Source organism: Chitinophaga filiformis, from assembly GCF_021646545.1.
In the GTDB taxonomy this organism is placed as follows: Bacteria; Bacteroidota; Bacteroidia; order Chitinophagales; family Chitinophagaceae; genus Chitinophaga; species Chitinophaga filiformis_A.
Map to the genome: position 1 here is coordinate 222,950 of NZ_JAKIRP010000006.1, position 23,974 is coordinate 246,923.

General features: G+C 47.3%; 16 protein-coding genes. 7 read left to right on the top strand and 9 right to left on the bottom strand.

What is annotated here, in order from left to right:
• Positions 1-21: 21 nt before the first annotated feature.
• On the bottom strand, positions 22-3,207 hold the full coding sequence (locus tag L3C95_RS17235) for a SusC/RagA family TonB-linked outer membrane protein (protein WP_236389354.1): 3,186 nt from the start codon (positions 3,205-3,207) through the stop codon (positions 22-24).
• Positions 3,208-3,600: 393 nt separating this feature from the next.
• On the opposite strand from L3C95_RS17235, the gene L3C95_RS17240 reads away from it, so the two are divergent.
• Entirely contained in the window at positions 3,601-4,392 is a 792-nt protein-coding gene (locus tag L3C95_RS17240) for a DNA-binding response regulator (protein ID WP_236389355.1), read from the top strand.
• Here L3C95_RS17240 and L3C95_RS17245 read toward each other — a convergent pair whose 3' ends face one another.
• The 8 genes from L3C95_RS17245 to L3C95_RS17280 all read right to left on the bottom strand — a co-directional run bounded on the left by L3C95_RS17245 (position 4,393) and on the right by L3C95_RS17280 (position 15,425).
• Positions 4,393-4,908 carry a hypothetical protein gene (locus L3C95_RS17245; protein ID WP_236389358.1) on the bottom strand — a complete coding sequence of 172 codons (516 nt, stop codon included), beginning with the start codon at positions 4,906-4,908 and terminating at the stop codon, positions 4,393-4,395.
• Between the two features lie 103 nt (positions 4,909-5,011).
• Positions 5,012-6,367, bottom strand: coding sequence for a TlpA family protein disulfide reductase (locus L3C95_RS17250; RefSeq protein ID WP_236389360.1), 1,356 nt, complete (start codon positions 6,365-6,367; stop codon positions 5,012-5,014).
• 12 nt (positions 6,368-6,379) lie between these two features.
• Positions 6,380-7,873 (bottom strand): PKD-like family lipoprotein, encoded by a 1,494-nt coding sequence (locus tag L3C95_RS17255; RefSeq protein ID WP_236389362.1) that lies wholly within the window; start codon positions 7,871-7,873, stop codon positions 6,380-6,382.
• A gap of 47 nt (positions 7,874-7,920) precedes the next feature.
• Positions 7,921-8,670: a DUF4843 domain-containing protein gene (locus tag L3C95_RS17260; RefSeq protein ID WP_236389364.1), complete on the bottom strand. Its 750-nt coding sequence runs from the start codon at positions 8,668-8,670 to the stop codon at positions 7,921-7,923.
• A 17-nt stretch (positions 8,671-8,687) separates the two neighbouring features.
• Positions 8,688-10,139 carry a RagB/SusD family nutrient uptake outer membrane protein gene (locus L3C95_RS17265; RefSeq protein WP_236389366.1) on the bottom strand — a complete coding sequence of 484 codons (1,452 nt, stop codon included), beginning with the start codon at positions 10,137-10,139 and terminating at the stop codon, positions 8,688-8,690.
• Positions 10,140-10,149: 10 nt separating this feature from the next.
• Positions 10,150-13,521 carry a SusC/RagA family TonB-linked outer membrane protein gene (locus L3C95_RS17270; RefSeq protein WP_236389368.1) on the bottom strand — a complete coding sequence of 1,124 codons (3,372 nt, stop codon included), beginning with the start codon at positions 13,519-13,521 and terminating at the stop codon, positions 10,150-10,152.
• A gap of 115 nt (positions 13,522-13,636) precedes the next feature.
• Entirely contained in the window at positions 13,637-14,791 is a 1,155-nt protein-coding gene (locus L3C95_RS17275; RefSeq protein ID WP_236389369.1) for a FecR family protein, read from the bottom strand.
• Positions 14,792-14,852: 61 nt separating this feature from the next.
• Complete coding sequence (locus L3C95_RS17280) at positions 14,853-15,425, bottom strand: RNA polymerase sigma-70 factor (RefSeq protein WP_236389371.1); 573 nt, start codon at positions 15,423-15,425, stop codon at positions 14,853-14,855.
• 301 nt (positions 15,426-15,726) lie between these two features.
• On the opposite strand from L3C95_RS17280, the gene L3C95_RS17285 reads away from it, so the two are divergent.
• The 6 genes from L3C95_RS17285 (at position 15,727) to L3C95_RS17310 (ending at position 23,961) form a co-directional block, all read left to right on the top strand.
• Positions 15,727-16,134: a hypothetical protein gene (locus tag L3C95_RS17285; protein WP_236389373.1), complete on the top strand. Its 408-nt coding sequence runs from the start codon at positions 15,727-15,729 to the stop codon at positions 16,132-16,134.
• A gap of 159 nt (positions 16,135-16,293) precedes the next feature.
• Positions 16,294-17,376 carry an efflux RND transporter periplasmic adaptor subunit gene (locus L3C95_RS17290; protein ID WP_236389375.1) on the top strand — a complete coding sequence of 361 codons (1,083 nt, stop codon included), beginning with the start codon at positions 16,294-16,296 and terminating at the stop codon, positions 17,374-17,376.
• A 26-nt stretch (positions 17,377-17,402) separates the two neighbouring features.
• Positions 17,403-20,570 (top strand): efflux RND transporter permease subunit, encoded by a 3,168-nt coding sequence (locus L3C95_RS17295; RefSeq protein WP_236389378.1) that lies wholly within the window; start codon positions 17,403-17,405, stop codon positions 20,568-20,570.
• Positions 20,563-21,996 carry a TolC family protein gene (locus L3C95_RS17300; RefSeq protein WP_236389380.1) on the top strand — a complete coding sequence of 478 codons (1,434 nt, stop codon included), beginning with the start codon at positions 20,563-20,565 and terminating at the stop codon, positions 21,994-21,996. Before L3C95_RS17295 ends, L3C95_RS17300 begins: the two co-directional genes overlap by 8 nt.
• Positions 21,997-22,337: 341 nt before the next feature.
• Entirely contained in the window at positions 22,338-23,465 is a 1,128-nt protein-coding gene (locus tag L3C95_RS17305; protein ID WP_236389381.1) for a glycoside hydrolase family 130 protein, read from the top strand.
• Between the two features lie 67 nt (positions 23,466-23,532).
• Positions 23,533-23,961, top strand: a complete 429-nt coding sequence (locus L3C95_RS17310; protein WP_236389382.1) for an SRPBCC domain-containing protein — start codon at positions 23,533-23,535, stop codon at positions 23,959-23,961.
• Positions 23,962-23,974: the final 13 nt, after the last annotated feature.

The window sequence follows — 23,974 nt, forward strand, 5'->3', positions numbered from 1 at the left end:
TCTTGATGTTTTTGCTGCTCATTAGAAACCTACCTGCAGGCCAAACTGGAAAGACCTTGCAGAAGGGTACTGGCCATAGTCAATACCGTTTGTGAGTGTGGTGTTCTTAGATCCGATCTCAGGGTCCCAGCCTTTATAGCCGGTGAACGTGAGCAGGTTCTGGGAAGAAACATATACCCTGAAACTGCTGAACGCACCATGGGCAAAGTTGCGCAGGCTCGAAGACGGAATAGTGTAACCCAGGATCACATTTTTTAACCTCAGATAAGAACCGCTCTCTATCCAGCGGTCTGACACGCGGGCATTCTGGTTAGGATCGCCGCTGATAGCTCTTGGCATGTCGGTATTGGTATGCTCAGGCGTCCATGCATTCAGCACTTCTACACCTGCACCGAACAAGCGGGCCATACCTTCACGCAGTACGCGGGTACCGTTAAAGATCTTGTTGCCATGTACACCCTGGAAGAAGAGTGAAAGGTCGAAGTTCTTATAGTTGGCGCCGGCATTGAGCGCATAAGTGAACTTAGGAATATAGGAGCCCAGGAAGGTACGGTCTGCAGCTGTGATCTTACCATCGTTGTTAAGGTCTTTGAACTTAATATCGCCCGGAGCAGTTGATTTAGCCGGATTAGTACCTGGTATCTGCACAGGGCTCTTGTTCACATCGTCCTGGCTCTGGAAGATACCTTCTACTACATAACCATAGAAAGACTGAATAGGCTGACCGGCTACCGTACGGGTAATGCTGCCATTACCAAAATCAGCATCGGCGCCATCATCGATAGTTGCACCAGGTGTATTAAGGCTCAGTATCTTGTTCCTGATAAAGCCGACATTACCGCTCACATTCCACTTAAAACTACCGTTTGTCTTGTTGTATCCTAATTGCAGATCAACACCGGTATTCCTCATGGAAGCAGCATTCAGCTGGGAACCGGTTCCACCGAAACCAAAACTGTAAGGAGTTGGAATAGTCAGGATCAGATTATCTGTCTGACGGCGGTACCATTCTGCAGTAAAGGTGATACGGTTGTGGAACAATCCGAGGTCCAGACCAACATTTATCTGTTTCGTCTTTTCCCATTCCAGGTTACTGCTGGCCAGCTGATTGTAATAAGACGCATTGCCCACAGTAATGGTATTACCAAATGGATAACTGGCGCCATTTGCCTGCACCACTGCCTGCCATGGATATTCATTCGCCAGTACAGAGTTCTGCAGGGCAGGGAAAATACCGATCGCATTCAGACCTGTAATACCCCATCCACCACGTAGCTTTAACTCAGAGATGGCTGCCACCTGTTTGATAAATGGTTCCTGGTCCATCTTCCAGCCTGCGGATACAGATGGGAAGTTCTGGAATTTCCTGCCTGGCGCCCACACGGAGAGTCCATCACGGCGGATAGCGCCACTCAGCAGGTACTTGCCTGCGAAATCGTAACTAACACGGCCGATATAAGATTGTATCACGGTAGCGGTACGTGAAGAAAAGGCGGTCACATTGGTTGCACCCACAAGCGTTTCCCTGTCGTTGGAGCTCTGGTTACCGGTCTGCGATTCACCAAAGTTATCTGCCTGCTGCCGTTCATATACGGCTACCGCATTGATATGATGATTGCCGAAGGTTTTGTCGAAGGTGAGCTGTTCGGTGAACAGCAGCGTGGTCCTGTTTGCCCGCTGATCAGTAATGGTAGCTACTGTAGCATTCCTGCCCTTATCGTTATAGATGGGAGCGAAAACATGCTGGTACTCTGATACATAGTCAGTACCAAAGGTAGAGCGGAAACTCAGCCAGGGCGTAAAGTTCACCTGTCCATATACAGTACCCAGCAGCTTAAAGGTCTGACGATGGGCATCGCCCAGCAAGGTAGCATCTTCCACCGGGTTGGTAGGGTCAGCGCCGTCTACACTATTCTCCGCATTGCGGTAGCCCCCGTTTGTGGTAGGATCATGCACGGGCAGATAAGGCAAGGCCCTTATCACATTGGCCAAACGGGTCCTGTTGCCGGAGGTATTGTCATAACGCTGTTTGGAATATGAGAGGAGGATGTTCTCTCCTACCGTGAACACCTTGCTGATATTATGCTCGGAGTTGATACGGAAATTACCACGCTGATAATTCACGCCTTGTGTAATACCGTCCTGCTTCAGGTGACCGGCCGACATATAATAACGGGAGGCATCATTACCACCACTTACAGACACATTAGACTGTGAGATCAGGGCTTTCCTGAAATAGGCGTCCTGCCAGTCGGTATTGGTCTGTGCATACGTTTGTGATGTACCGTCATATATCGGCTGATTGAAATTGGCGTCTTCCAGGCGGGGAGGTTTCGCAATACCGGCTGCGCCGTTCAATGCACGCTCATACTGCAGGTATTGCTGGGTATTGAGCAGGTCGATGGTTTTCCAGGCCGACTGAACACCCACATAAGAATCGAAGTTCACATGCGGCTTGCCATCACGGGAACCTTTTTTGGTAGTGATAATGATCACACCGTTTGTAGCGCGGGAACCATAAATGGCTGCGGCACTGGCGTCTTTCAACACCTCAACCGATTGAACATCCCTGCTGTCAAAACTTGCCAGGTTGGAAGTAGGAAAACCATCTATTACATACAAAGGGTCAGACGCGTAACTGATAGAACTGATACCCCTTATCCGCACAATAGGATCAGCACCGGGCGTACCGTTGTTGGTAACGGTCACACCAGCCACCCTTCCCTGCAATGCCTGCTGTACACTGACAACAGGCAGCTCACTGATTGTTTTGCTGCTTACGGATGCGACTGAACCGGTGAGGGAACTTTTCTTCTGTGCACCATATCCTATTACGACCATCTGTTCCAGTGACTGCATATTAGGGGCAAGACTTACTGTGTAGTTGGCCCCGCTGCCTACTGTAACCTGACTGGGAGTATAACCAATAAAACTGAACTGCAGTATCTCTCCGGGAGCTGCAGTTATATTATAGACCCCTTCGGCATTGGTCACTGTACCTCTGCCGGTATTTCTGACAGATACTGTAACGCCCGACAGCGGCTTTCCCGTCTCGTCGATGACTTTACCTTTTACAGGCTGACCGTTCTGACCGTACACTACCGTAAACAGTAATAATGCCAGTACAGTCAGTAATGCCGGAAGCAAATGCTGCTCTCTGCGGGCAGCCGGGCATCTCCGGAAAAAAACTCGTAAAGCAAGCTTCATAACGCGTGAATTGATAGTTTTTTAAATAATAAAATGGCAACAAAACAAAAAATTGTCAATTTAACACCTATAAGTAATCCCATGCCTGCGTAAAGCCTATTCCGGGGAACACAGTATTTCAAACGGGAATCAGATCGGGACTTACTTATCTTGGTTCTTAAGCTCAATCGCAGCGTGAAGTACATACATAATTGGCAGATTTTTTGGTCTGAGCTTATCAATAATTGGTTGATATTTCTCAAATCACAATCGGTTGCGTAAATTGTGGTCGTAAACCCGAAAGAATAAACAAAAAAGAATAAACAAAAAGAATAAACACAACGAGCAGGGAACAGGAACAAAGTATCAGTAGTACTGATACATTAATTATTGTATTCATTTTACACACCACGTATGCAAGACACATTATTATTAGTAGATGGCAACAGGGATAAACTGCAAGTGCTATCAGAAAACCTCGGTGAGGATTACCATATATTCACTGCAGAAAGCGGCCAACAGGCGCTCGATATGATAGAAAGACACTCCGTCCGGATGATCATTTCTGATAGCCATACTCCACTTGTCAATGGCTTCGATCTATGCACCAGATTGAAAACAAGCCTGAACTACTCACACATTCCTTTCATACTACTCACAGCGCCTAACAGATTACAATCAAAACTGGATGGACTGAAAGCAGGTGCGGATGCATGTATTGAAAAGCCCGTCTCTCCTGAACATCTGAAAGTGCAGGTAAGCAACCTGCTGAATAACCACAAGAAGATCAGGGCTTACTATACCAGGTATCCCCTGGCACATATGAGTACAATGGCTTACTCGAGGACAGACGAAGACTTCCTGATTACACTGCACAACCTGATCATGGAGAACATTGAAAACGCGGAACTGGATGTGGAGCTGCTGGCAAAACTGATGAATATCAGCGTGCCTACCTTATACAGAAAGATCAAAACCTTGTCAGACCTTACACCAAATGAGCTGCTGACCGCAACAAGAATGAAGAAGGCGGCCGAGCTGCTGACCGGAACGGGTTACAAAATATTCGAAGTAGCTATCATGGTGGGATTCAATTCGCAAAGCAGTTTTGGGAAAGCCTTTTTAAAACAGTTTAATATGACGCCTACTGCATTTCAGCAAACAAAAAAGCAAGTGCGATACCCGGCCGGAAGATTTACGCTGTAACTATTCCCGCAACCATCTGATCATTTCCGGAAATGGTTTCACACCATGTTTCGCTGCATTGGCTGTATCATAACAGAAACCGGCCCATTGCAGCAATGGCAGATAGAGCATATTGCCGGAGCCATATTGCTCCAGGTACCAATCCGATGATCCTTTGTAACCATAGGGATGGAAAACGACCGCCGGATCAATGTTAAGGTGCACACAAGCTGCATAACTCCAGGCAATGGCCATCATTTCCTCTCCATCTGATTGGTTCTTTTCTGTCATGGCACCGATATCGCCGAACATGGCTTCCCTATCGGCAGGGATTGCGACAGCAATATGTCCGGCTTCATGTAACAGATCTCCGGGATATAGTAAGCGGCTCTCATCCACAACAAGGCTTCCCTTATTGATCAGGATACCCGGTACAAATGTTTCTTCCGGGATAGTATCAAAAATCACCGGGATACCGATAGACTGGATGAACTGAACGATGGGAGTAATAACGGAACGCGCATTGGTTGTTGCCATGGATATTGTATAAAAACGGTTCTAAATTAGAGAATTATTTAACAACAAAATAAAAGGCACCCGTATAAAACGGATGCCCTTGTTTCCTGTTTATAGAAAATAATCACAGCAAACTTTCCAGTAATGGCTTCAGTTCCGGCATAGAAGGCCTGGGAGCGTCCACAGAAACGATATTTCCCTGTTTATCAAATACCATAAACCGGGGAATACCTGTTACCCCATAAAACTTCGCCATATCCGACCAGCCGCTTGCAAACAGCTGAATACCTCCCAGTTGCTTGTCTTTTACAAAGTTTTTCCATTTTTCCTTATCCTTTGCCTCATCAACAGATATACTGACAAAGGCAACGTTCTTACCTTCCATAGCGGCTTCCAGCTCCTGCAAATACGGCAGCTCCTTTTTGCAGGGCCCACACCAGGTTGCCCACATATCTACCAACACTACTTTACCTTTCAGGCTGCGAAGGCTGACAGTATCTCCTGTCATATCCGGATAGGCAAAGTTATAGCCAGCAGTACCCTTTTTAAAGGTGCTGAGGGCCTTACGCGTATCAAAAAGGACTTTCTGCATATTGGGGGTTACGAGATACTGCTGATAGGCAGCGAACACCTCATCAAATTTCTCCAGGGATTTGTAGGATTTGAAATCGTTAATCAGCCATACTCCCTTCAATGTATCATTACAGATCCTGGATACGGACAGTTGCACCCGGTTGCTCAGCATCATGCTGTCATGCGCTATTGACGACAGCAAAGCGTAACGTTGTATAAGGTCGCTACCCTCGCCTAAAGCAAGGATGTCTGCCGCACAATACCTGCCAGGCTGAAGAATGCCCTTATAATACCCGGGATAATATCCTTTTGGAGGCAAGGCACTACGTGGCACTAACAGTATGCTCATCGCAGTAAGCTCAAGGTCTGCGTCCACGGTCATTGTCAGCAAGCTATTAAACACTGCGTTCTTTGTACGGATCGTCTTTTTAAAAGCGGCGGCCGATGGCAGAAATGCGTCCAACGCCGGGAAGAAAGCCCTGTAGGTAGTAGTGTCATTCAGACTTGTTTTATTCTTCAGCGGTGTGATCATCTGTTGCCAGGAATAAAGCAACTGATTTTCAGCATTCCCTTTCAACAGGGCATAGTCGCCACGATCATCCCGGATATCCAGTTCCAGCTGCTCGCCCGGCTGCAGGTATACGCGAATGTAATTCCTGCTGGCCTTATCATCAACAGACATGGCCAGGTAATAATAACCAGCTGCAGGCACAGGGATAGCGAAAGCAAAATTATGCTGTTCGTCCAGGGCAGTGCTGGCAAATTCCACCAGCTTCCCTTCCCTGACATTATAAAGTTTCATGCCGGTAGCTTTCTCTGGTCCGCATTTACCGCTGATCATTGCCGGTGCGGCACAGGTAGTCTGTATACCCGCCAGCATAGCCAGCAGGAAGAATATTTTCTTCATTGAAAAAAGTATTTAACGTTCTCTGTAAGTAATGCTTTTGATTTTACCGAAGCCGGTATACGATTCATTCAATACCAGGTTACCATTCACACCCGGTACGGTATATAATTCGAAGGTGCCACAACGATCTGCAGGTAGTGCGGGGTCATACACCCCCACCTGCAATTTGTTATAATAGTTCTTTGCGCCTGTAAGACCAGTAGCGATGAAGCCATCAAACTTCAGGAAAGTGACTGATTTCTGTCCATAATCAATCATCAGCTTACTTTGTTTGGTGCTGGCATCGTATTCATACAGCTTTCCCCCCACGTTGTAAAACACATACCCCATGTCGGGGCTTACCGCGAAGTTTTCCGCCTGGGCGATTGAAGTGGCGGGCATTTCATCGTAGTAAGTCTGTACAATATTGGTCGCAATGTTGAATCTTGCGAGATAATATTTTACATGTGCAGAGTCTAGTATCGCATAGGTATCTCCATTATTGAACCTGGTTGTTGCCATGTACACAAGGTCCTTCCCTGTTTTGTAATTAAACATTGTCCCCGCAGGCATTTCTGTACAGTACGCAGGCATACTGTAAATGTGCTTTACAAAACACTGTCCGTCCATATCATAGAGGATGTGTGTATTAGTAGAGTTGGAAATCTCATTGTAATAAGCTACAAACGGAGATACCCTGAACGGAACTGACCGTCCGTACATGACATTCACAGGCAGGCCAAAGTAAACTGAAAAAGTATACATATGGTAGTACATGTTACCGTCATTACCATGCAGGTATGCCACGCCGGATGTACGACAGGTAATTTTGTCAGCATAAAAGCCGGCAGGCAGATCGCTGAAGAAATCTGTTTGCAGAGGAGATTTCCATTTTAATGTCTCGCCATCCAGCCTGTGCGTGCCTGTTGTTGTACTTACAAAGACGGTATGACCGGAAGCTGCAGTGGTCAACCGGGCAAACTTCACTTCCACCGGCAGCCCGCTGAGTGTAAGACCAGCGCCGATAGTACCGGGCAGATCATAAATAGGTTTATACCCCTCAGTACCTTTAGACAGCATATCCAGCCTGCTCCCGCCATTCACTTCCGATAACAGCAGCCATCCTTCATATACGCTGGTCACAACAGTTATCAGGAAGCGCTTGCTGAAAGTAACACCTGTCTGCTTATCGGTTACACGATAGAACACATCATATTTGCCCGAAGTAAGGGTGATCCGTTCTTCCAGGTCCCGGCTGTAAGACAATGTATCCACATTGGCAGTCTGCCCTGTATTTGCCAGGGACGCCAGCCACATATAACGGTAAGCGCTTGTATCAGCAGCATTGTCTTTCGTAAAAGAGAGTATTGGTTTAACAGAGAATACGCTGCCGTAGTTGACGGTATACAAGCTGTCAATTCCAGTGATACTTACCTCGTTGATATCAACATAATCATAGTTGCCTTTGTCTTTATAACAACTGCTCAATGCAAATACTGAGAGGATATATAAAAGTAGTTTCTTCATGTTAAAGAGATAAAAAAGATGATGAAATGTTTGCCGCATATCCGGGATCATTGTGACAAAGTGCCCATGCTCATTTCAGTGCCGTCATCCTCATAGACTGAATTGCCGCTGGCCTTCTGCTGATCAAGATAACGCTGCATGGCCTTTCCGATGTAAGTCACTTCTGCTACGGTTATCGCTGTAAAATCGTTCACCGTCATATTCAGCTGACTGCAGATCAGCAGTATCTTTTTACGGGAGAAAGTACCGAGATACCCGTCCAGCCAACGGGCAGGCCTTCCGATCTGATCGTCGATATACAACGTGAACGTCGAAGTGGATACATCTTTCTTACTTTCAATCTGCGCGATGGTAGTGTCAAAGTCCTGATTGGGCTGTAGTTGCAATTGCAGTCTGTATTGCTGTTGCGACATCTCTGCCGTGCGGTAAATATGTACCGGTATATAAACCACTGATTGATTGGCAGGCAGTACAAACGTTGTTGCCAGTGGTTCATAATGTACACCTGCTATTGCGGTGGTAGCACTATCTACCACCTGTATATTAATAGCCCTGTCATGATCGGCCTGTTTACCCATCAGGGAAACCTGTACATTGAATGTACTATCGGTGAGCTGTTCATTTGCCAGCGAGAAAGTAAACAACGCAGTATCTATACGCTCCGGATTCCGCTGGTTGCTGGTATGTAGCGAGTAGTCAAAGTACAATAGCGACTTACCACTGTAGAGATCTATAGTTTCTTTTTTGCAGCCCAGTAATGCGAAATACAATATGGCCGCTATATAAAATCCTTTCATGATGTCAGTAATAAAGATTAACGATAATCCGTTTCGCTCCTGGGAAGCGGCATTACATAGGTGGCGGCAGTCATGGTGAAATTACCGCTGCCCGCACCTCCCTTCGGTATGGTGGCCTGGTTCTTCCTTTTATAGTAAAAGAACAGCTGCCCTTCTCCATAAAACTCTTTCTGATATTCTTTCCTGATCTCAGTTTCCAGCGTGACGGTTTCCGGCAAAGCTGTCAGGCCACGGTTATACCTTATCGTGTTGAGGTATTCCAACGCCTTCACCGGATCCGTTTCGCACTCTGCCGCGATATAGTACATCTCACTGAGGCGTAGCATAGGAACGCGGTAACGGAACATATCGGCGCTGTCCTTGTTCGTTACATCTGCATATTTATAGAAGCAGCGATAGGTTTTGTCGCCCACACTGGGGATGATCCAGCTTGGATTATAACGATAGTCACTCTCCAACCCTTCAAACGCAGCAGTGAGCCTCGTGGGATGGGCGGCCAGTATGGCTCTGTCAGACACGTCTGGCGAGAAGTTGGCACTATAGGACTGATACAATTTGGGGCAGTATATATCAAAGAGATGTTCTGTAGAAAATGTACGGTCAGGGAAATCTGCATTACCACTGGCCTTTTTCAGGGTGGTCCATGGAAACCAGGGGCCTGCACCTTCAATGACAACCCCAGCCTGTGCCAAAGCGCCTGTTTTATCGCCACGATACAGCAATATCCTGGCCTTTAGCGCCTTTACAGCATAGTAATTCAAACGTCCGTTACGTTGCTGATAAAAGAAATCCACCTCTTCCGCGCCATGAATACGCATAGGGCCGCCGCTGATAACAGGGTCTGTCTTCAGACATCTTTCTGCATGGTCGAGGTCTGCCAGTATGCTATCCATCACGTTATTAGCGGATAATAAGGGTCGGGTATTAATATCCGCATGTGTAACATACGGAATGCTCTTAGAAAGGGAATCCGACACGTAAACAGGTCCATACAGCCGTAACAGGTCAAAGTGCATATAGGCCCTGATAGCCAGCGCTTCTCCCCTGATAATGGAATCTCTGAACGGTTTGAGCACGCCTGCAAACTTATCCATGTTCTCCAGCAGGTTGTTGGTTGACATTATCACCTCGTAGGCCTTACTCCACACCTCTTCTTTTGCAGGTTCCACCAGGGAATTGGCATAGGCATAGTTTGCATGCTGATACCAGTTGTGAGAACTGTTGGAAGAGATGTTGTATTCCTGTCCCAGTATACTTACCAGTGTAAACGTAAGATCTCCCCCATATAGCGCCCCCTGTCCCATATCCAGGTAGATGCCGTTGAGATGGTTAATAAACCCTTTTTCACTGGCGTATACGGCACTTTCCACGAACTGGTCTTCCGGCTTTACGTCCAGGTATTTATTGCAGGAAAAAAGGCCTGCAGACAAACTGGTTATAATCGCACAGATCCGTAATGATCTTTTCATAATAATACTTTTAGAAAGTTGCCCTTACACTAAAGGAATAAGAATTGGAGAAAGGATATTCTGTTCCCCGTTCACTTTTAATTGTAGCCAGCCGGAATACATCGTTGGTGTAACCGGAAAACCGCAATACAGACAACCCTGCGTGACGCATCCAGGGTTTGTTCAGCAGTTCATAGCTCACGTTGATCGATTCGCCAGACAGATAGTTGTTACGCTGTACATACCTGGAAGTCATCTTCACAGCCGAGAAATTGTTGATCGCCTTGAACTGGGCTATATCGCCGGGTTGCTTCCAGCGTTGGTACAGCGCACGTTTATCAAGATTCTCTTCTGCCACTTTCCTGGTAGAGATATTCTCTATACGATCATAAAGGGCGTTATTGAATACGTCCCCGCCGTAAGTATATCTTATGTTGGCACCAAAGGAGAAAGCACTGATACGCAGGTTCGCGCTTAGCACACCTTCCATTGTAGGTTGTAAATTACCTACTACTATTTCATCGTCTGCATCATAGTCGAAAGTCTGTGTACCATTTTTCTTAATAAACACTTCTGCACCTGTACCGGGATCTATACCGGCAGAACGTACCGCCCATATAGCGTCCGGACTGTTCCCATCCCGGAAGCGTTGCAGTGAATTACTTTCTTTCGCCAGGTCATTCTGTTTTTCCAGCATGTTGTCAAACCCTCCATATTCGCTTACCTGGTAACGGCCTGTAAAGCCGAGTACGAGGTAGATATTTTTGCGGACATTGAATACTGGTGTTACTTTAAAGTTCCAGTCCACTCCTTTGGTATGCTGGTACCCAATATTGAAAGGATAAGCTGAGATACCGGTTGAAGAAGGTGTCGTGACCAATGCTATCAGCGGGTCGGTATTCTTCTTGTAATAGTCTATCGTCAGCGAAATACGGTTCTGCAGGAAAGCCATATCCGCGCCAATGTCCACCATCAGGGAATTCTGCCATTTCAGGTTGGGATTACCAAGATTGCTCACGTTATATCCCTGTCCGAACTGGTTATTGGCAGCGTTGATGGTATAAATTGTTTCGGACGACAGGTTCTGAAAGTTCTGGTTTCCTGTCAAACCGATGTTGGCGCGTATTTTCAGCAGATTGATCCATCTGTAATGCCTGAACATAGCATCGTTGTGCAGATTATAACCGATACCGGCAGACCAGAAAGGAGAATATTTATTGTTGGTACCAAATGAGGTGGAACCATCTATACGCCAGGAGGCATCCAGCAACAGGCGGCGATCAAACATATAACTGGCGGTGGCCAGGGCTGCTACACTGCGTTTGGTAGTTTTGGTATACCCCGGCACACCATTTTCTTCATAACCGTAGGCAAAAGCCGGATTACCAACGGCTCCTACAGGAAAACCGGTGGCTTTGAAAGAAGTATAATTGTACGCATCCTCCCTGATTTCACCCCGGGCATTCATATTCAGCTGATGTACCTGGTTAACCAGCTTTCCGTAAGAGAACATCAGGTTACCATTGTAACCAAATGTCCTTTCGTTGGAGTAATCGTAGACGCCGCGGGCTTCTGCTGTCTTCCCGATGAATGCAGTATTGGAAGGAGACAGAAATACAGTAGTAGTTGTATTGCCGCTGGTGATATTCAATCCGCCTGTGATACGCATATCATTGTTGATATCGTATATCGCCTGGAGGTTGTTACTGATGGCCTGTTCCTTTGTATAGTTATAACTATTAAGCGTGGCGTTGTATAAGGGATTGCCCGCAGTATCCCGCTGATTGTTGGAAGTGATATAGATATCCAGGTACGGATCGATGGTACCGTCATCCTGTCTCTTTTTGAAATAAGGCAATACTTTCACCCAGTCGGCGAAGGAGCCATAGGGAGATTCATCTGCCCGGTAGCCATTGAGATATAACTTATTGCTGATATTGAATTTTCCCTTCCGGTACTGCAGATCAACGTTTGCCCCCCAGGTGTTGCGGCCGGAGCCTTTCATTACACCGTTCAGGTCTTTGTAATTGACGCCGACACCATAACGTATCTGGTTGTCGCCGCCTTCTGCATAGACTGCATGACCATTGGTGATACCCACACGAAGCGGTTCGCTCAGCCAGTATGTATTTACGCCTCTTTTCACAGCAGCGAGACGTTTTGCATAGAGTTCGTCCAGCGTATTCTGTGCCTCAAACAGCACTACCGAGCTTTTATTGGCGGTATATCTGCCTGCCAGCCGTTCATACTCGAGCTTCTCGGCGGCATTCATCATATTATAGCTTGTAAGGTCGGGTGCTTCCACGCGGAGGTCGTACGTGTAGCTTACGCGCATGGCGCCGGGCCTGGGCTTCAGGGTTTCGATGACCACTACGCCATTGGCAGCGCGGGCCCCATACAGGGCGGTGGAGGCAGCATCCTTTAAAACAGTGATAGCTGCCACCCGGTTCATGTCCAGGTCATTCACCACCTGCAGGGTTGTTTCAAAACCGTCTAATATAAATAATGGTTGGTTGGCGTCGGGACCTGTCTGTGTCTGTACAGCAATGAGGCTGCTCTTGCCACGGACTTCTATACTCGGCAGTGCGTTGGGGTTAGCGCCCTTCACATTGTTCTGCACTATTCTGAAAGAAGGGTCCAGTGTTTTCAGACTTTGTAATATGTTCTGGTTGCCCACCGTCTTCAACTCGCCACCTGTGAAGCTTGCAGCCGCTCCCGTAAAGCTCTCTCTTTTACGTGTGAACATCCCTGTCACGACCACTTCTTTTGTGTTGTTCTTTGCTGCCAGTACAATACGCAGGGAAGCGCGGCCTTTTACAGCAATGTGCTGTTGCTCCATACCGATATAAGATATTAGCAGCGTAGCATCCGGCGAAGTAGCTATTTCGAAGTTTCCTTTTTCATCGGTAAATACCCCGATACGGGCTTTCGCGTCCTGCACAGTGGCTTTTTCCAGTGGCTGTTTATTATCGTCGGTCACTGTTCCGCGAATGATGAACTGCTGCTGAACAGGTTGTTGCAGTACCTCTTGCGTATTGGTGCGGCGTTTGATGACCAGCACCCCACCTTCCATACTCCACGACAGCGGAGAGCTTCCAAATATTTTATTCAGTATCTCCTCCAGAGAAGCATCTTTCACACGGAGTGTAACTGGCGGCAGTTTTTTCAGCTCCTCCTGGTCGAAGATGAAGCGGAGCCCGGCCTGCTTGCGTATTTCATGCAGTAATGCCGGTACACTGATATTGCGGACGTCGAGTGTGATACCGCGACTTGGCGGCGCCTGGGCATATACCCCCGGAGGCAGCAGAAGCAGGGAAGATAAAAGCCCTGCGGGAGCTGTAGCGAGCAGTATCCATACGACGCCCCGCCACAAATGGCTCCCATAACAATACTTTTTTTTCATTACTTTTAAAGCGATTTTAGATAATAGAACCCCAGCCCTTGTCTCTGACAAGGAACAGGTTTTATTAAGACGGGTCTTGTTGCAACCAGGATCCGTCTTTTTTAGTTGATAAATGCTATTTGTTGGCTACATACGCTGTAATCGTTCTCTCATTTTGGTTGATGTTAAAATGAACATCTGTCATTTTCTCCAGTAATTGTGTGATGCTGCTGATTTCCCTGTATTGCGGCAAGCTGGCTTCTATCTTGCGTTCTCTGACCTTTCCCTCGGGCAGTATGATTGTATAGTTATATACCCGTTCCAGGCGGCGGCAGATGTCTTCCAGTGTAGTTCCATCGAAGATCAATTCCCCATCTTTCCAGGCTGTATATATTTCTGTGTCCACTTTGTTTACCTGCACATTATCGTAAGGAGCTTTGCTGATCAGTTGCTGGCCAGGCTGCAGGTAAGTACTGTCTCCCCCATGCAGTACCATTACTTTTCCATGTACCAGTGTTGTTGCGATGTTACTATCATAGGTGTTAATATTAAAAGCCGTGCCCAATACCTTTATAGTTGCATGTGCGTTTTGTACCATGAATGGCCTCTCTGCATCACTGGCCACTTCGAAATAGGCCTCCCCTTCTATGTTTACGAGGCGCGCATCTTTAGAAAATAAGGAAGGATAACGCAGGCGACTGTCAGCATTCAGCCACACCTTTGTACCGTCTGATAATACAAGATGATACGTGTATCCCCGCGGTACTATCAGGGTATTATAAGATATATGCTGCATGGTCCCCTGGCCTTTCTCGTATATCAATTCCTCATTGCTGGCAGTAGTGGTACCGCTTAAAGTTCTGAGTGTGTCGAGCACCACTTCCCTGCCCTCTGCAGTCAGTAATGTAATGGCGGAAGGCGCTTTCTTTCCGGCTGTTGCTCCAGCTATCGGATGCGGGTGCCTGGCTGTATCCCGGAAATAGAGCCAGGCGGTTCCAGCCAGCAGTAACACGGCAGCTGCCGCGGCGTACCGCCAGAAACGCAATACTTTGGGTTGCCCGATCATTATCCAGTCAGCATCCTGTTGCTCCAACCGCCGGGTGAGCGTCTGCCATCCTTCGTCCACGTCAGCCTTCGCCCATTCTTTGAGGTCCAGCGGCTCTTTCAGCGCCTGGTATTCACGCAGCAATTCCCGCTCTGACTCACTCAAAGCGGAATAATCCTGCGTCTGACCACTTTCCAGATAGCGGAGCAGTTTATCGTTGTCGATATGCTTTTTACTATTTGCCATGGGCTGCTACTATAATGACAGGTGAAGTTTAAAAAAGGGTGACTGACCTCAACATTTTTTTTCAGAAAAACAATGAGGTGTAGAAAATCTTAAATATTACCAGTGAAATGAGCAGCTTTTCCAGGCGTTCCCGCTCCAGCCTCAGCGTATCATAGGCCTTACGGAGCTGTGTTTTCACGGTATTGATGGAAATATTCAGCTGATCTGCAATCTCACTGTACTTGAACCCTTCTCCATTGCTGAGCAGAAATATTTTGCGACGTTGCTCGGGCAAACGCTGTATAGCGAGCAGCAGACCGGCCTTCAGCTGGTCTTCCTTTTGCAGGACAGCTTCATCGCTTTGGGGGTCGTAGCTGTCGGCAGCTACCGACTGTGTATTGTGCCGGTGGCGGGTTGCGCTGCTTTGCTGATAATTGATAACACTGTTCCGAATGGCACGGAAGGCATATTTTTCAAAACTGTCAGGCGTACGAAGTGATTCCCGCTTTCCCCAGCAACGGAAAAAGAAATCCTGCACTACATCTTTTGCAGCATCCATATCTTTCAGATAGCTGTAAGCAAAAAGGCATAGTGGCTGATAATGGTCCCTGAACAATTGTTCATACCGTTGCTTGTCTGTCCACGACTCATGCATCAATATCTATTATTGTAATCCTGACTTAGAGGAGGCACAAAATAAAAACAAAATCGGAATTTATTCCAGCAGAAAAAAAGGATGCCCCTAAACCAGCCAGGGGCAATCATAGTCAAACATTGTCCATTTGTCGATATTTATTGTCAATCTGACCAGTATCTATCATAATCACATCATATCACCGGAAATATACCCTTTTTCAGTAGCTCTCCTTAAAAACACACATCGAATTATTAAATCATACTTAAAATTTCACCCTTTTATTTATTTAAGATAAACTTTCTCCTAATTTTGTTTCCCGATGACGAGGTTGTTAATTAATTTTTTCCTATCGCTCTGCTTTTTCCTGTTGAAAGGACATGGCCATCTGTACGCGGATACAGAACAGGACTATGTGTACAGGTCTATGCTACAGCATTCGGAAAATACTGTACACATACGCATTGACGATGTACGGAGCGGCCACGCAATGATCAGTAACAAGCCGGCCTCCGGCGCCAGAAAAGAAAAGCTCAAGGCCACGGAAGTTGAAGACGAAGAAGAAAGTCTTTCCGGCAGAAAACATTTACAGATCAGCAACTACTACCATTTTGACCCGCTTGAACCCGCAGTTTATTACAACTACCTTAAGAACCCACTACCTTTCTGCAATCATTTTTCCTATTCATCTTCTGATAAGTTCATCATACACCGTGTGATCAGGGTGTGATCTTTCACTGTAGCTACAGGCAAAGCATTATTGCCTGACCATCTGAAAATATATTTAAGCCGCCTGCCGTCATAGCATTTGCTATGGGGTTACAGCGCTATACACCTTATAAACCACCATTACCAGGGGAAACGCACTTATCTAAAACACATAAATACTATGAAGAGAATTGTCATGCTCATGGGCTTATATGCCTTGTTGTGCCATATAGGCTGTAAATCAGCGAAAGAAGAAAAGGAAGGCGATACCAAACTGCTCGTCACCAGCCCTTTGAAAATGGACACGACAATCACCAGTGAATACGTGTGTCAGATCCGTTCTATACGCAATATCGAACTGAGAGCCCAGGAGAAGGGCTATCTGCAGAGCATTTTTGTAGATGAAGGCCAGTTTGTAAAGAAGGGCCAGCTCCTGTTCAAGATCATGCCCACCCTCTATGAAGCTGAGCAACAGCGGGCAGAGGCGGAAGTGAATATCGCAGAGATCGAGGTACAGAATACCAAACCACTTGCCGATAAAAACGTCGTATCAAAAAATGAACTGGCCATGGCACAGGCCAAGCTGGTCAAAGCCAAAGCAGAACTGGCGCTGGCGAAAGCCCACCTGGCTTTTACAGACATCAGGGCGCCCTTTGATGGCTTGGTAGATCTCCTGCACCTCAAACTGGGAAGCCTGGTAGAAGAAGGAGAACTGCTGACCACTTTAAGTGACAATAACAAAATGTGGGTCTATTTCAATGTTTCTGAACCTGAGTACCTCGCTTATAAAGCCCAGGCCAACACCGGAAAGAAACTGGAAGTGAACCTGCTGACAGCCGATAAACAATTGTTCAAACATCCCGGTGTTGTTGAAACCATTGAAAGTGAATTCAACAATGAAACAGGCAACATCGCCTTCAGGGCTACTTTCCCTAATACCGAAGGACTGCTCAGACACGGTGAAACGGGTACTATACTGATCAAAAGACCGATCAAAGATGCCTTGATCATTCCGCAGAAAGCAACCCTGGAGATCATGGATAAAAAATATGTCTATGTAGTGGGTAAGGACAATGTGGTGAAATTAAGACCTATTTCCATTGCCGCTGAAATACCTGACCTGTATATCATAAAAGATGGATTAGCCGACGGTGAAAAGATACTTCTTGAGGGTTTAAGAAAGGTGAAGAACGACGATAAGATCGCATACGAATATGAGGAGCCAAAGACTGTGCTCTCTCATTTAATCCTGGCATCGGAATAATGTAAGTATCTAAAAAAAGAAAAAGAATGTTCAACATATTCATGAAAAGGCCTGTCTTTGCGATAGTGATATCACTTATCATTATCTTCATGGGCGTACTGGCCATCAATACCCTACCTACCTCACAGTTCCCGTCGATCGCACCTCCCAGGGTAATTGTGAGCGTAGCCTACCCCGGCGCCAGTGCGGATGTACTGGTACAGTCCGTGCTCATTCCGATGGAAAAAGCGGTGAATGGTGTGCCGGGTATGAAGTATATGACCTCCGACGCTACCAGTGCCGGTGAAGCTAACATACAGGTAGTGTTCGACCTGGGCACAGATCCTAACCAGGCAGTGGTAAACGTTAAGAACAGGATTGAGCAAGTTACGAGCAGGCTCCCGCCACTTGTACAACGTGAAGGTATCGTTGTGAACATCCTGCAGCCAAACATGCTGATGTACGTGAACGTATACAGTACAGATAAAAAGGCTGATGAGAACTTCCTTTACAACTACGCTAACATCAACATATTAAACGAGCTTAAAAGGGTAAAAGGTATCGGTAATGCCCAGATCCTCGGTAGCCGTCAATACGCAATGCGTATCTGGCTGAAGCCTGACCGTATGCGTGCCTATAACGTGTCTACAGATGAAGTGATGGAAGCATTGGCCAATCAGAGTATCATCGGCTCTCCCGGTCGTCTGGGAAGAAGTGATGGTAAACGCTCTGAGTCGCTCGAATATGTACTGACCTATCAGGGACGCTATAACAAACCGGAGCAGTACCAGGAGGTGATCATCCGCGCAAATCCGAACGGTGAGCTCCTTTATCTGAAAGACATTGCAGATGTTGAATTCGGAAGTGAGTTCTATGATATCTACTCCAACCTCAATGGTCACCCTTCAGCCGCGATCGTATTAAAACAGACGTACGGTAGTAATGCGAGCGACGTAATCAAAGCCATCAAGGCAAAACTCGAAGAAATTAAAAAGAGCTCTTTCCCTCCGGGAATGAACTATGAGATCGACTATGACGTATCCAGCTTCCTGAATGCCTCTATTGAAAAAGTAGTGCATACCCTGGGTGAGGCCTTCATACTGGTAGCCATCGTGGTGTTCATCTTCCTCGGCGACTGGCGGTCTACCCTCATTCCGACGCTGGCGGTGCCTGTATCACTGGTGGGTGCTTTCTTCTTCATGCAGCTCTTCGGACTCACCATCAACCTCATCACACTCTTTGCGCTGGTATTGGCTATCGGTATCGTAGTGGATAACGCTATTGTGGTGATCGAGGCCGTCCATGCGAAAATGGAGGAAGAGCATCTCTCGCCCTACCAGGCAACTATAAAAGTGATACATGAGATCAGCGGGGCGATTGTGGCTATTACTTTCGTAATGACGGCAGTGTTCATTCCGGTGGCATTCATGTCAGGACCCGTAGGTATCTTCTACAGGCAGTTTGCCATTACCATGGCTACATCCATCGTACTCTCCGGTGTGGTGGCGCTGACACTGACACCGGTGCTTTGTGCCATCATTCTGAAGAACAACCACGGACAGCCCAGGAAGAAGACGCTGATGAACAGGTTTCTCGATGGTTTCAACTACCAGTTCGAGAAAATGACCGGCAAATATGCCAGCTTCCTGAAACTGATCGTGAACCGCAGAGTGGTCACCTTTGGTATCCTGCTGGCTTTCGGCGCCGGTATAGTAGGCATCAACAGTAATCTTGCCTCCGGCTTTATTCCCAACGAGGACCAGGGAATGATCTATGCGATCATCCAGACGCCTCCCGGCGCTACCCTGGAAAGGACCAATGATCTGGCTAAAAGAGTACAGGAAATTGCAGAACATATAGAAGGTATCCAATCCGTTTCGGCACTGGCAGGTTACGAGGTATTGACAGAAGGTAGAGGTTCCAACGCAGGTACCTGTCTGATCAGTCTGAAAGACTGGTCAGAGCGTAAACACAGTGTGACAGAGATCATAGAAGAACTGGAAGAAAAATCAAAAGACATCCCGGGAGCAACCATCGAGTTCTTCGGCCCTCCGGCGGTTCCTGGTTATGGTGCAGCGGGCGGTTTTGCTTTACGTCTGCTCGACAAGACCAACAGCGATGATTACAAAGAGCTGGAAAAAGTGAACGATCAGTTCATGGCAGCATTGGGTAAACGTAAAGAGCTGACAGGTTTATTCACTTTCTTCAGCGCCAACTATCCTCAGTATGAGCTGCAGATTGATAACAAGGCAGCTATGCAGAAAGGTGTTTCAATCGGTAAAGCGATGGATAACCTCTCGATCCTGATCGGTAGTACCTACGAACTTGGTTTCATCAGGTTCGGTACTTCACTCAAAGTATACGTACAGGCATCGCCCGAATACAGAAGGCTGCCTGACGATCTGATGAAGCTATATGTAAAGAACAACAAAGATGAGATGGTGCCTTATTCCGCTTTCATGTCCATCAGAAAGACACATGGACTGAATGAGATCACCAGGTACAACATGTATACTTCCTCAGCAATCAGAGGTGAACCGGCACCCGGCTACAGCAGTGGTGAAGCCACCAAAGCGATCCAGGAAGTAGCCAAAGAGACGTTGCCCCGCGGGTATGATATCGACTGGGAAGGTTTGTCGAAAGACGAGGTAGAACGTGGAAACGAAGCGCTCTATATCTTCCTCGTGGTACTGGCCTTCGTATACCTGATCCTCGCTGCGCAATATGAAAGCTTCCTGCTGCCGCTGGCGGTGATCCTCTCCCTCCCTGCAGGTATTTTCGGCGCCTTCCTCCTTGTTAAGGTGATGGGACTGGCAAACGATATCTATGCCCAGGTGGGTCTGGTAATGCTTGTTGGTTTGCTGGGCAAGAACGCGGTACTGATCGTGGAATTTGCGGTGCAGAAACACCGTGCCGGAGCATCGGTGGTGGATGCTGCCATTGAAGGCGCGAGAACGCGTTTCCGTCCGATCCTGATGACGTCCCTGGCATTTATTGCCGGTCTGATACCGCTGTTATTTGCCACAGGCCCCGGCGCTATCGGTAACCACACCATTGGTGCAGCATCTGCCGGTGGTATGTTGCTGGGTACAGTTTTCGGCGTGATCGTCATCCCTGGACTGTACTACATATTCGGCGGTCTTGCGGCAAAACGTAAGCTGATTAAAGATGAAGACGGAAACCCCTTAACAGAAGAAATCGATCACAATGTTTAGAAGAAAAGTATATAAGTACATAGGAATAACCTGTGTTTCCTTAGCTGCTGCTGCCTGTGGCGTACCGGCTTTAACGGAAAAGACAGAGAACAGAACAGTGCCTGCGAGTTATAACAACTCGCAGGACACTGTCAACATCGCAAAGATGAAGTGGAAGGAATACTTCACTGATCCTTACCTGGCAGCGCTCATTGATACCGCTTTAAAGAACAACCAGGAGCTGAATATCACCTTAGAGGAGATAGAGATTGCCCGGAACGAGATAAGGGCCAGAAAGGGCGAATACCTGCCATTTGTAGGTGTTCGCGGTGCGGCCGGGGTGGAAAAGGTAGGCCGCTATACCAGCCAGGGTGCCGGTGATGCCACTACTGACATCGAACCCGGGAAAGAAATGCCCGATCCGCTGCCCGATTTCCTGCTGGGGGCCTATGCTACCTGGGAAGTGGATATCTGGCATAAACTGCACAACGCTAAGAAAGCCGCAGTGACCAGGTACCTGTCGACGGTAGAAGGAAGGAACTTCATCGTTACCACCCTGATAGCGGAAATAGCGAATTCGTATTATGAATTGCTGGCGCTCGACAATCAGCTGGGCATTGTAAAACAGAATATCGATATCCTGAACAATGCGCTGGAAGTGGTAAAGCTGCAAAAGGAAGCTACGAGGGTTACTGAGCTGGCCGTACGTAAATTTGAGGCAGAGGTACTTAACACCAAAAGCCTTCAGTACGATATCCAGCAGAAGATCACCGAGACCGAGAACAGGATCAATTTCCTGCTGGGCAGATATCCACAGCCCATTCAAAGAAATCTGCAGACTTTCGACAGTCCGATGCCGGAGATCATTCATTCCGGTATCCCCTCTCAGTTACTGGCTAACCGTCCCGACATCAAACAGGCAGAACTGGATCTGGCGGCATCCAAACTGGATATAAAGGTGGCCAGGGCGCAGTTCTACCCTTCCCTGGGCATTTCTGCTTCCTTTGGTTATAACGCCTTCAATCCGACGTACCTGTTCAGGACGCCTAAATCGCTGATGTATTCCCTGGCGGGCGATCTGATTGCGCCGCTGGTCAATAAAAATGCGATCAAGGCCAATTATGCCACTGCCAACGCGAAACAGGTACAGGCGGCCTACAACTATGAGCGTACTATCTTAAACGCCTATGTTGAGGTGGCGAACCAGCTGATCAAGATCGGCAATTTGGCCAAAAGCTATGATCTGAAATCAAAGCAGGTACAGACACTCTCTGAGTCAATTGCCATTTCCAATAGCCTCTTCCAGTCAGCCCGGGCTGATTACATGGAGGTGTTGCTTACCCAAAGAGATGCACTGGAATCGAAATTTGAACTGATCGAGACCAAAAAACAGCAGCTCAACGCCATGGTGAATGTTTACCAGGCCCTGGGCGGTGGCTGGAACTAGTATCCAACAAAATCTGAAAACGGGGAAAGATCGACCTGATATCCTTCAGGGTTCGGTCTTTCCCTGTTTCTTCCATATCACTTCACCTACATTTCCATATCACTTTAGGCTCATTTCTATATCGAAGGGATATATATATGAGCCTAAAGTGATGGTGAAATGACGGTAAAGCGATATGGAGATATAGAAATCATATCGAACCCAGACCGGGACCAGTGTACCGGAAGTACTGATTTACAACCTCTCAGCACCCACCTCCTGATATTTAGTAAATGAATCTGACTACCGCTGTGAAGTATCCGCTTCATTTATTATTTTCGTGACAACCCGTTAATAATCACATGAAAAAGCCATTTTCCCTGTTCGTTGTCCTGTTAGCCATTAGTTCTCAGCTCCTGGCACAACAACCCATCAGCCGACTCCCCGATTGGGCCCTTGGGCCATTCATCAGACCTGCCGGTGTCAACCCGATCATCTCACCGGACTCAGGCAGCCGTTTTTATGACCCTATGCAGCAAAAACAGCTGGACTGGGAAAGCAATGACACCTTCAATCCTGCAGCAGCCGTAAAGGACAGCCAGGTCTATGTGCTTTACCGTGCGGAAGATAAATCCGGCATCGGCATCGGCCACCGTACTTCAAGGATAGGATTGGCCGGGAGCAAAGACGGCATTGTGATGAAACGTATGAGCAAGCCGGTGCTCTTCCCTGGTACGGACGACCAGCAGGAGTTTGAATGGACAGGTGGCTGTGAGGATCCCAGGGTGGCTGTTACCGAAGATGGCACTTACCTGATGTTATACACCCAATGGAACAAAAAAGTGCCCCGTTTGGGCTCCGCAACGTCAAAAGACCTGGTACACTGGAAGAAGCATGGTCCCATCTTCCAGGATGCCTTCAATGGCAGGTTCCATAACATCCCTTCCAAATCAGCTTCCGTGCTGACCACGCTGAAGAATGGCCAGCTCCGGATCACAAAGTATAAAGGCAAGTACTGGATGTACTGGGGGGAAAACCATGTATATGCTGCCACATCCGACAACCTTGTTGACTGGGTGCCGGTAGTGGATGAAAAAGGTGCGCTTAAAGTGCTCATATCTCCCCGTAAAGGCTACTTCGACAGTAACCTGACCGAGTGTGGCCCTCCGGCTATATTGACCGGTAAAGGCATCGTATTGCTTTATAACGGGAAGAATCTGGGCGGCAAGGATCGGGACACCAACTATACCGCCAACTCGTACTGCGCCGGGCAGATGCTATTCAGTGCAGACGATCCCTCAAAATTCATTACCAGGCTCGATCAGCCATTTATGGTCCCTACGGAGCCCTTTGAAAAAAGCGGGCAATATCCTGCCGGAACAGTGTTTATTGAAGGACTGGTCTATTTCAAGGGTAAATACCTGCTTTATTACGGGTGCGCCGACTCCAGAGTAGCGGTGGCTGTTTATGATCCGGCCAGGGCCAATTAGATGAATAAATTTCCTGATATTTGGACCTGCGCTACAAAGGGATCAATCGACGAAAATCAAGGCAACAATGGAAGAAATACTGGAGAAACAGGTATCGATCAATGCTGCGTCAGGCGAAGTATGGAAATTACTTACTGATACAGCATTAATGAAAACATGGATGGGATCAGCAGAAACACGACTGGAAATCGCCACCAGCTGGGAAGTTGGTACTCCCATAGTGATCAAAGGGTTTCATCATGTCAACTTTGAGAACAGAGGTAGTGTATTGGAGTATGTACCCAACAGCGTAGTTAGTTACAATTTTGTAAGCTCGATATCCCGGTTACCGGATGAGCCGGGAAGTTATACCACGTTGCGGTTCGTGTTAACACCACAGGAAGATCATACGGTTGTATCACTCAGCATCAGCAATTTCCCCACGGAAGCTATCTATCACCATCTGAACTTCTATTGGAATGTTACCCTGGCAATGCTGGGCAGGCAGTATGCGTAAGGAGAATAATAAC

What these genes read in the sequence shown, in the direction of transcription:
- L3C95_RS17235 (WP_236389354.1), bottom strand. Translation starts at nt 3,207, where the DNA reads ATGAAGCTTGCTTTACGAGTTTTTTTCCGGAGATGCCCGGCTGCCCGC.
- L3C95_RS17240 (WP_236389355.1), top strand. Translation starts at nt 3,601, where the DNA reads ATGCAAGACACATTATTATTAGTAGATGGCAACAGGGATAAACTGCAA.
- L3C95_RS17245 (WP_236389358.1), bottom strand. Translation starts at nt 4,908, where the DNA reads ATGGCAACAACCAATGCGCGTTCCGTTATTACTCCCATCGTTCAGTTC.
- L3C95_RS17250 (WP_236389360.1), bottom strand. Translation starts at nt 6,367, where the DNA reads ATGAAGAAAATATTCTTCCTGCTGGCTATGCTGGCGGGTATACAGACT.
- L3C95_RS17255 (WP_236389362.1), bottom strand. Translation starts at nt 7,873, where the DNA reads ATGAAGAAACTACTTTTATATATCCTCTCAGTATTTGCATTGAGCAGT.
- L3C95_RS17260 (WP_236389364.1), bottom strand. Translation starts at nt 8,670, where the DNA reads ATGAAAGGATTTTATATAGCGGCCATATTGTATTTCGCATTACTGGGC.
- L3C95_RS17265 (WP_236389366.1), bottom strand. Translation starts at nt 10,139, where the DNA reads ATGAAAAGATCATTACGGATCTGTGCGATTATAACCAGTTTGTCTGCA.
- L3C95_RS17270 (WP_236389368.1), bottom strand. Translation starts at nt 13,521, where the DNA reads ATGAAAAAAAAGTATTGTTATGGGAGCCATTTGTGGCGGGGCGTCGTA.
- L3C95_RS17275 (WP_236389369.1), bottom strand. Translation starts at nt 14,791, where the DNA reads ATGGCAAATAGTAAAAAGCATATCGACAACGATAAACTGCTCCGCTAT.
- L3C95_RS17280 (WP_236389371.1), bottom strand. Translation starts at nt 15,425, where the DNA reads ATGCATGAGTCGTGGACAGACAAGCAACGGTATGAACAATTGTTCAGG.
- L3C95_RS17285 (WP_236389373.1), top strand. Translation starts at nt 15,727, where the DNA reads ATGACGAGGTTGTTAATTAATTTTTTCCTATCGCTCTGCTTTTTCCTG.
- L3C95_RS17290 (WP_236389375.1), top strand. Translation starts at nt 16,294, where the DNA reads ATGAAGAGAATTGTCATGCTCATGGGCTTATATGCCTTGTTGTGCCAT.
- L3C95_RS17295 (WP_236389378.1), top strand. Translation starts at nt 17,403, where the DNA reads ATGTTCAACATATTCATGAAAAGGCCTGTCTTTGCGATAGTGATATCA.
- L3C95_RS17300 (WP_236389380.1), top strand. Translation starts at nt 20,563, where the DNA reads ATGTTTAGAAGAAAAGTATATAAGTACATAGGAATAACCTGTGTTTCC.
- L3C95_RS17305 (WP_236389381.1), top strand. Translation starts at nt 22,338, where the DNA reads ATGAAAAAGCCATTTTCCCTGTTCGTTGTCCTGTTAGCCATTAGTTCT.
- L3C95_RS17310 (WP_236389382.1), top strand. Translation starts at nt 23,533, where the DNA reads ATGGAAGAAATACTGGAGAAACAGGTATCGATCAATGCTGCGTCAGGC.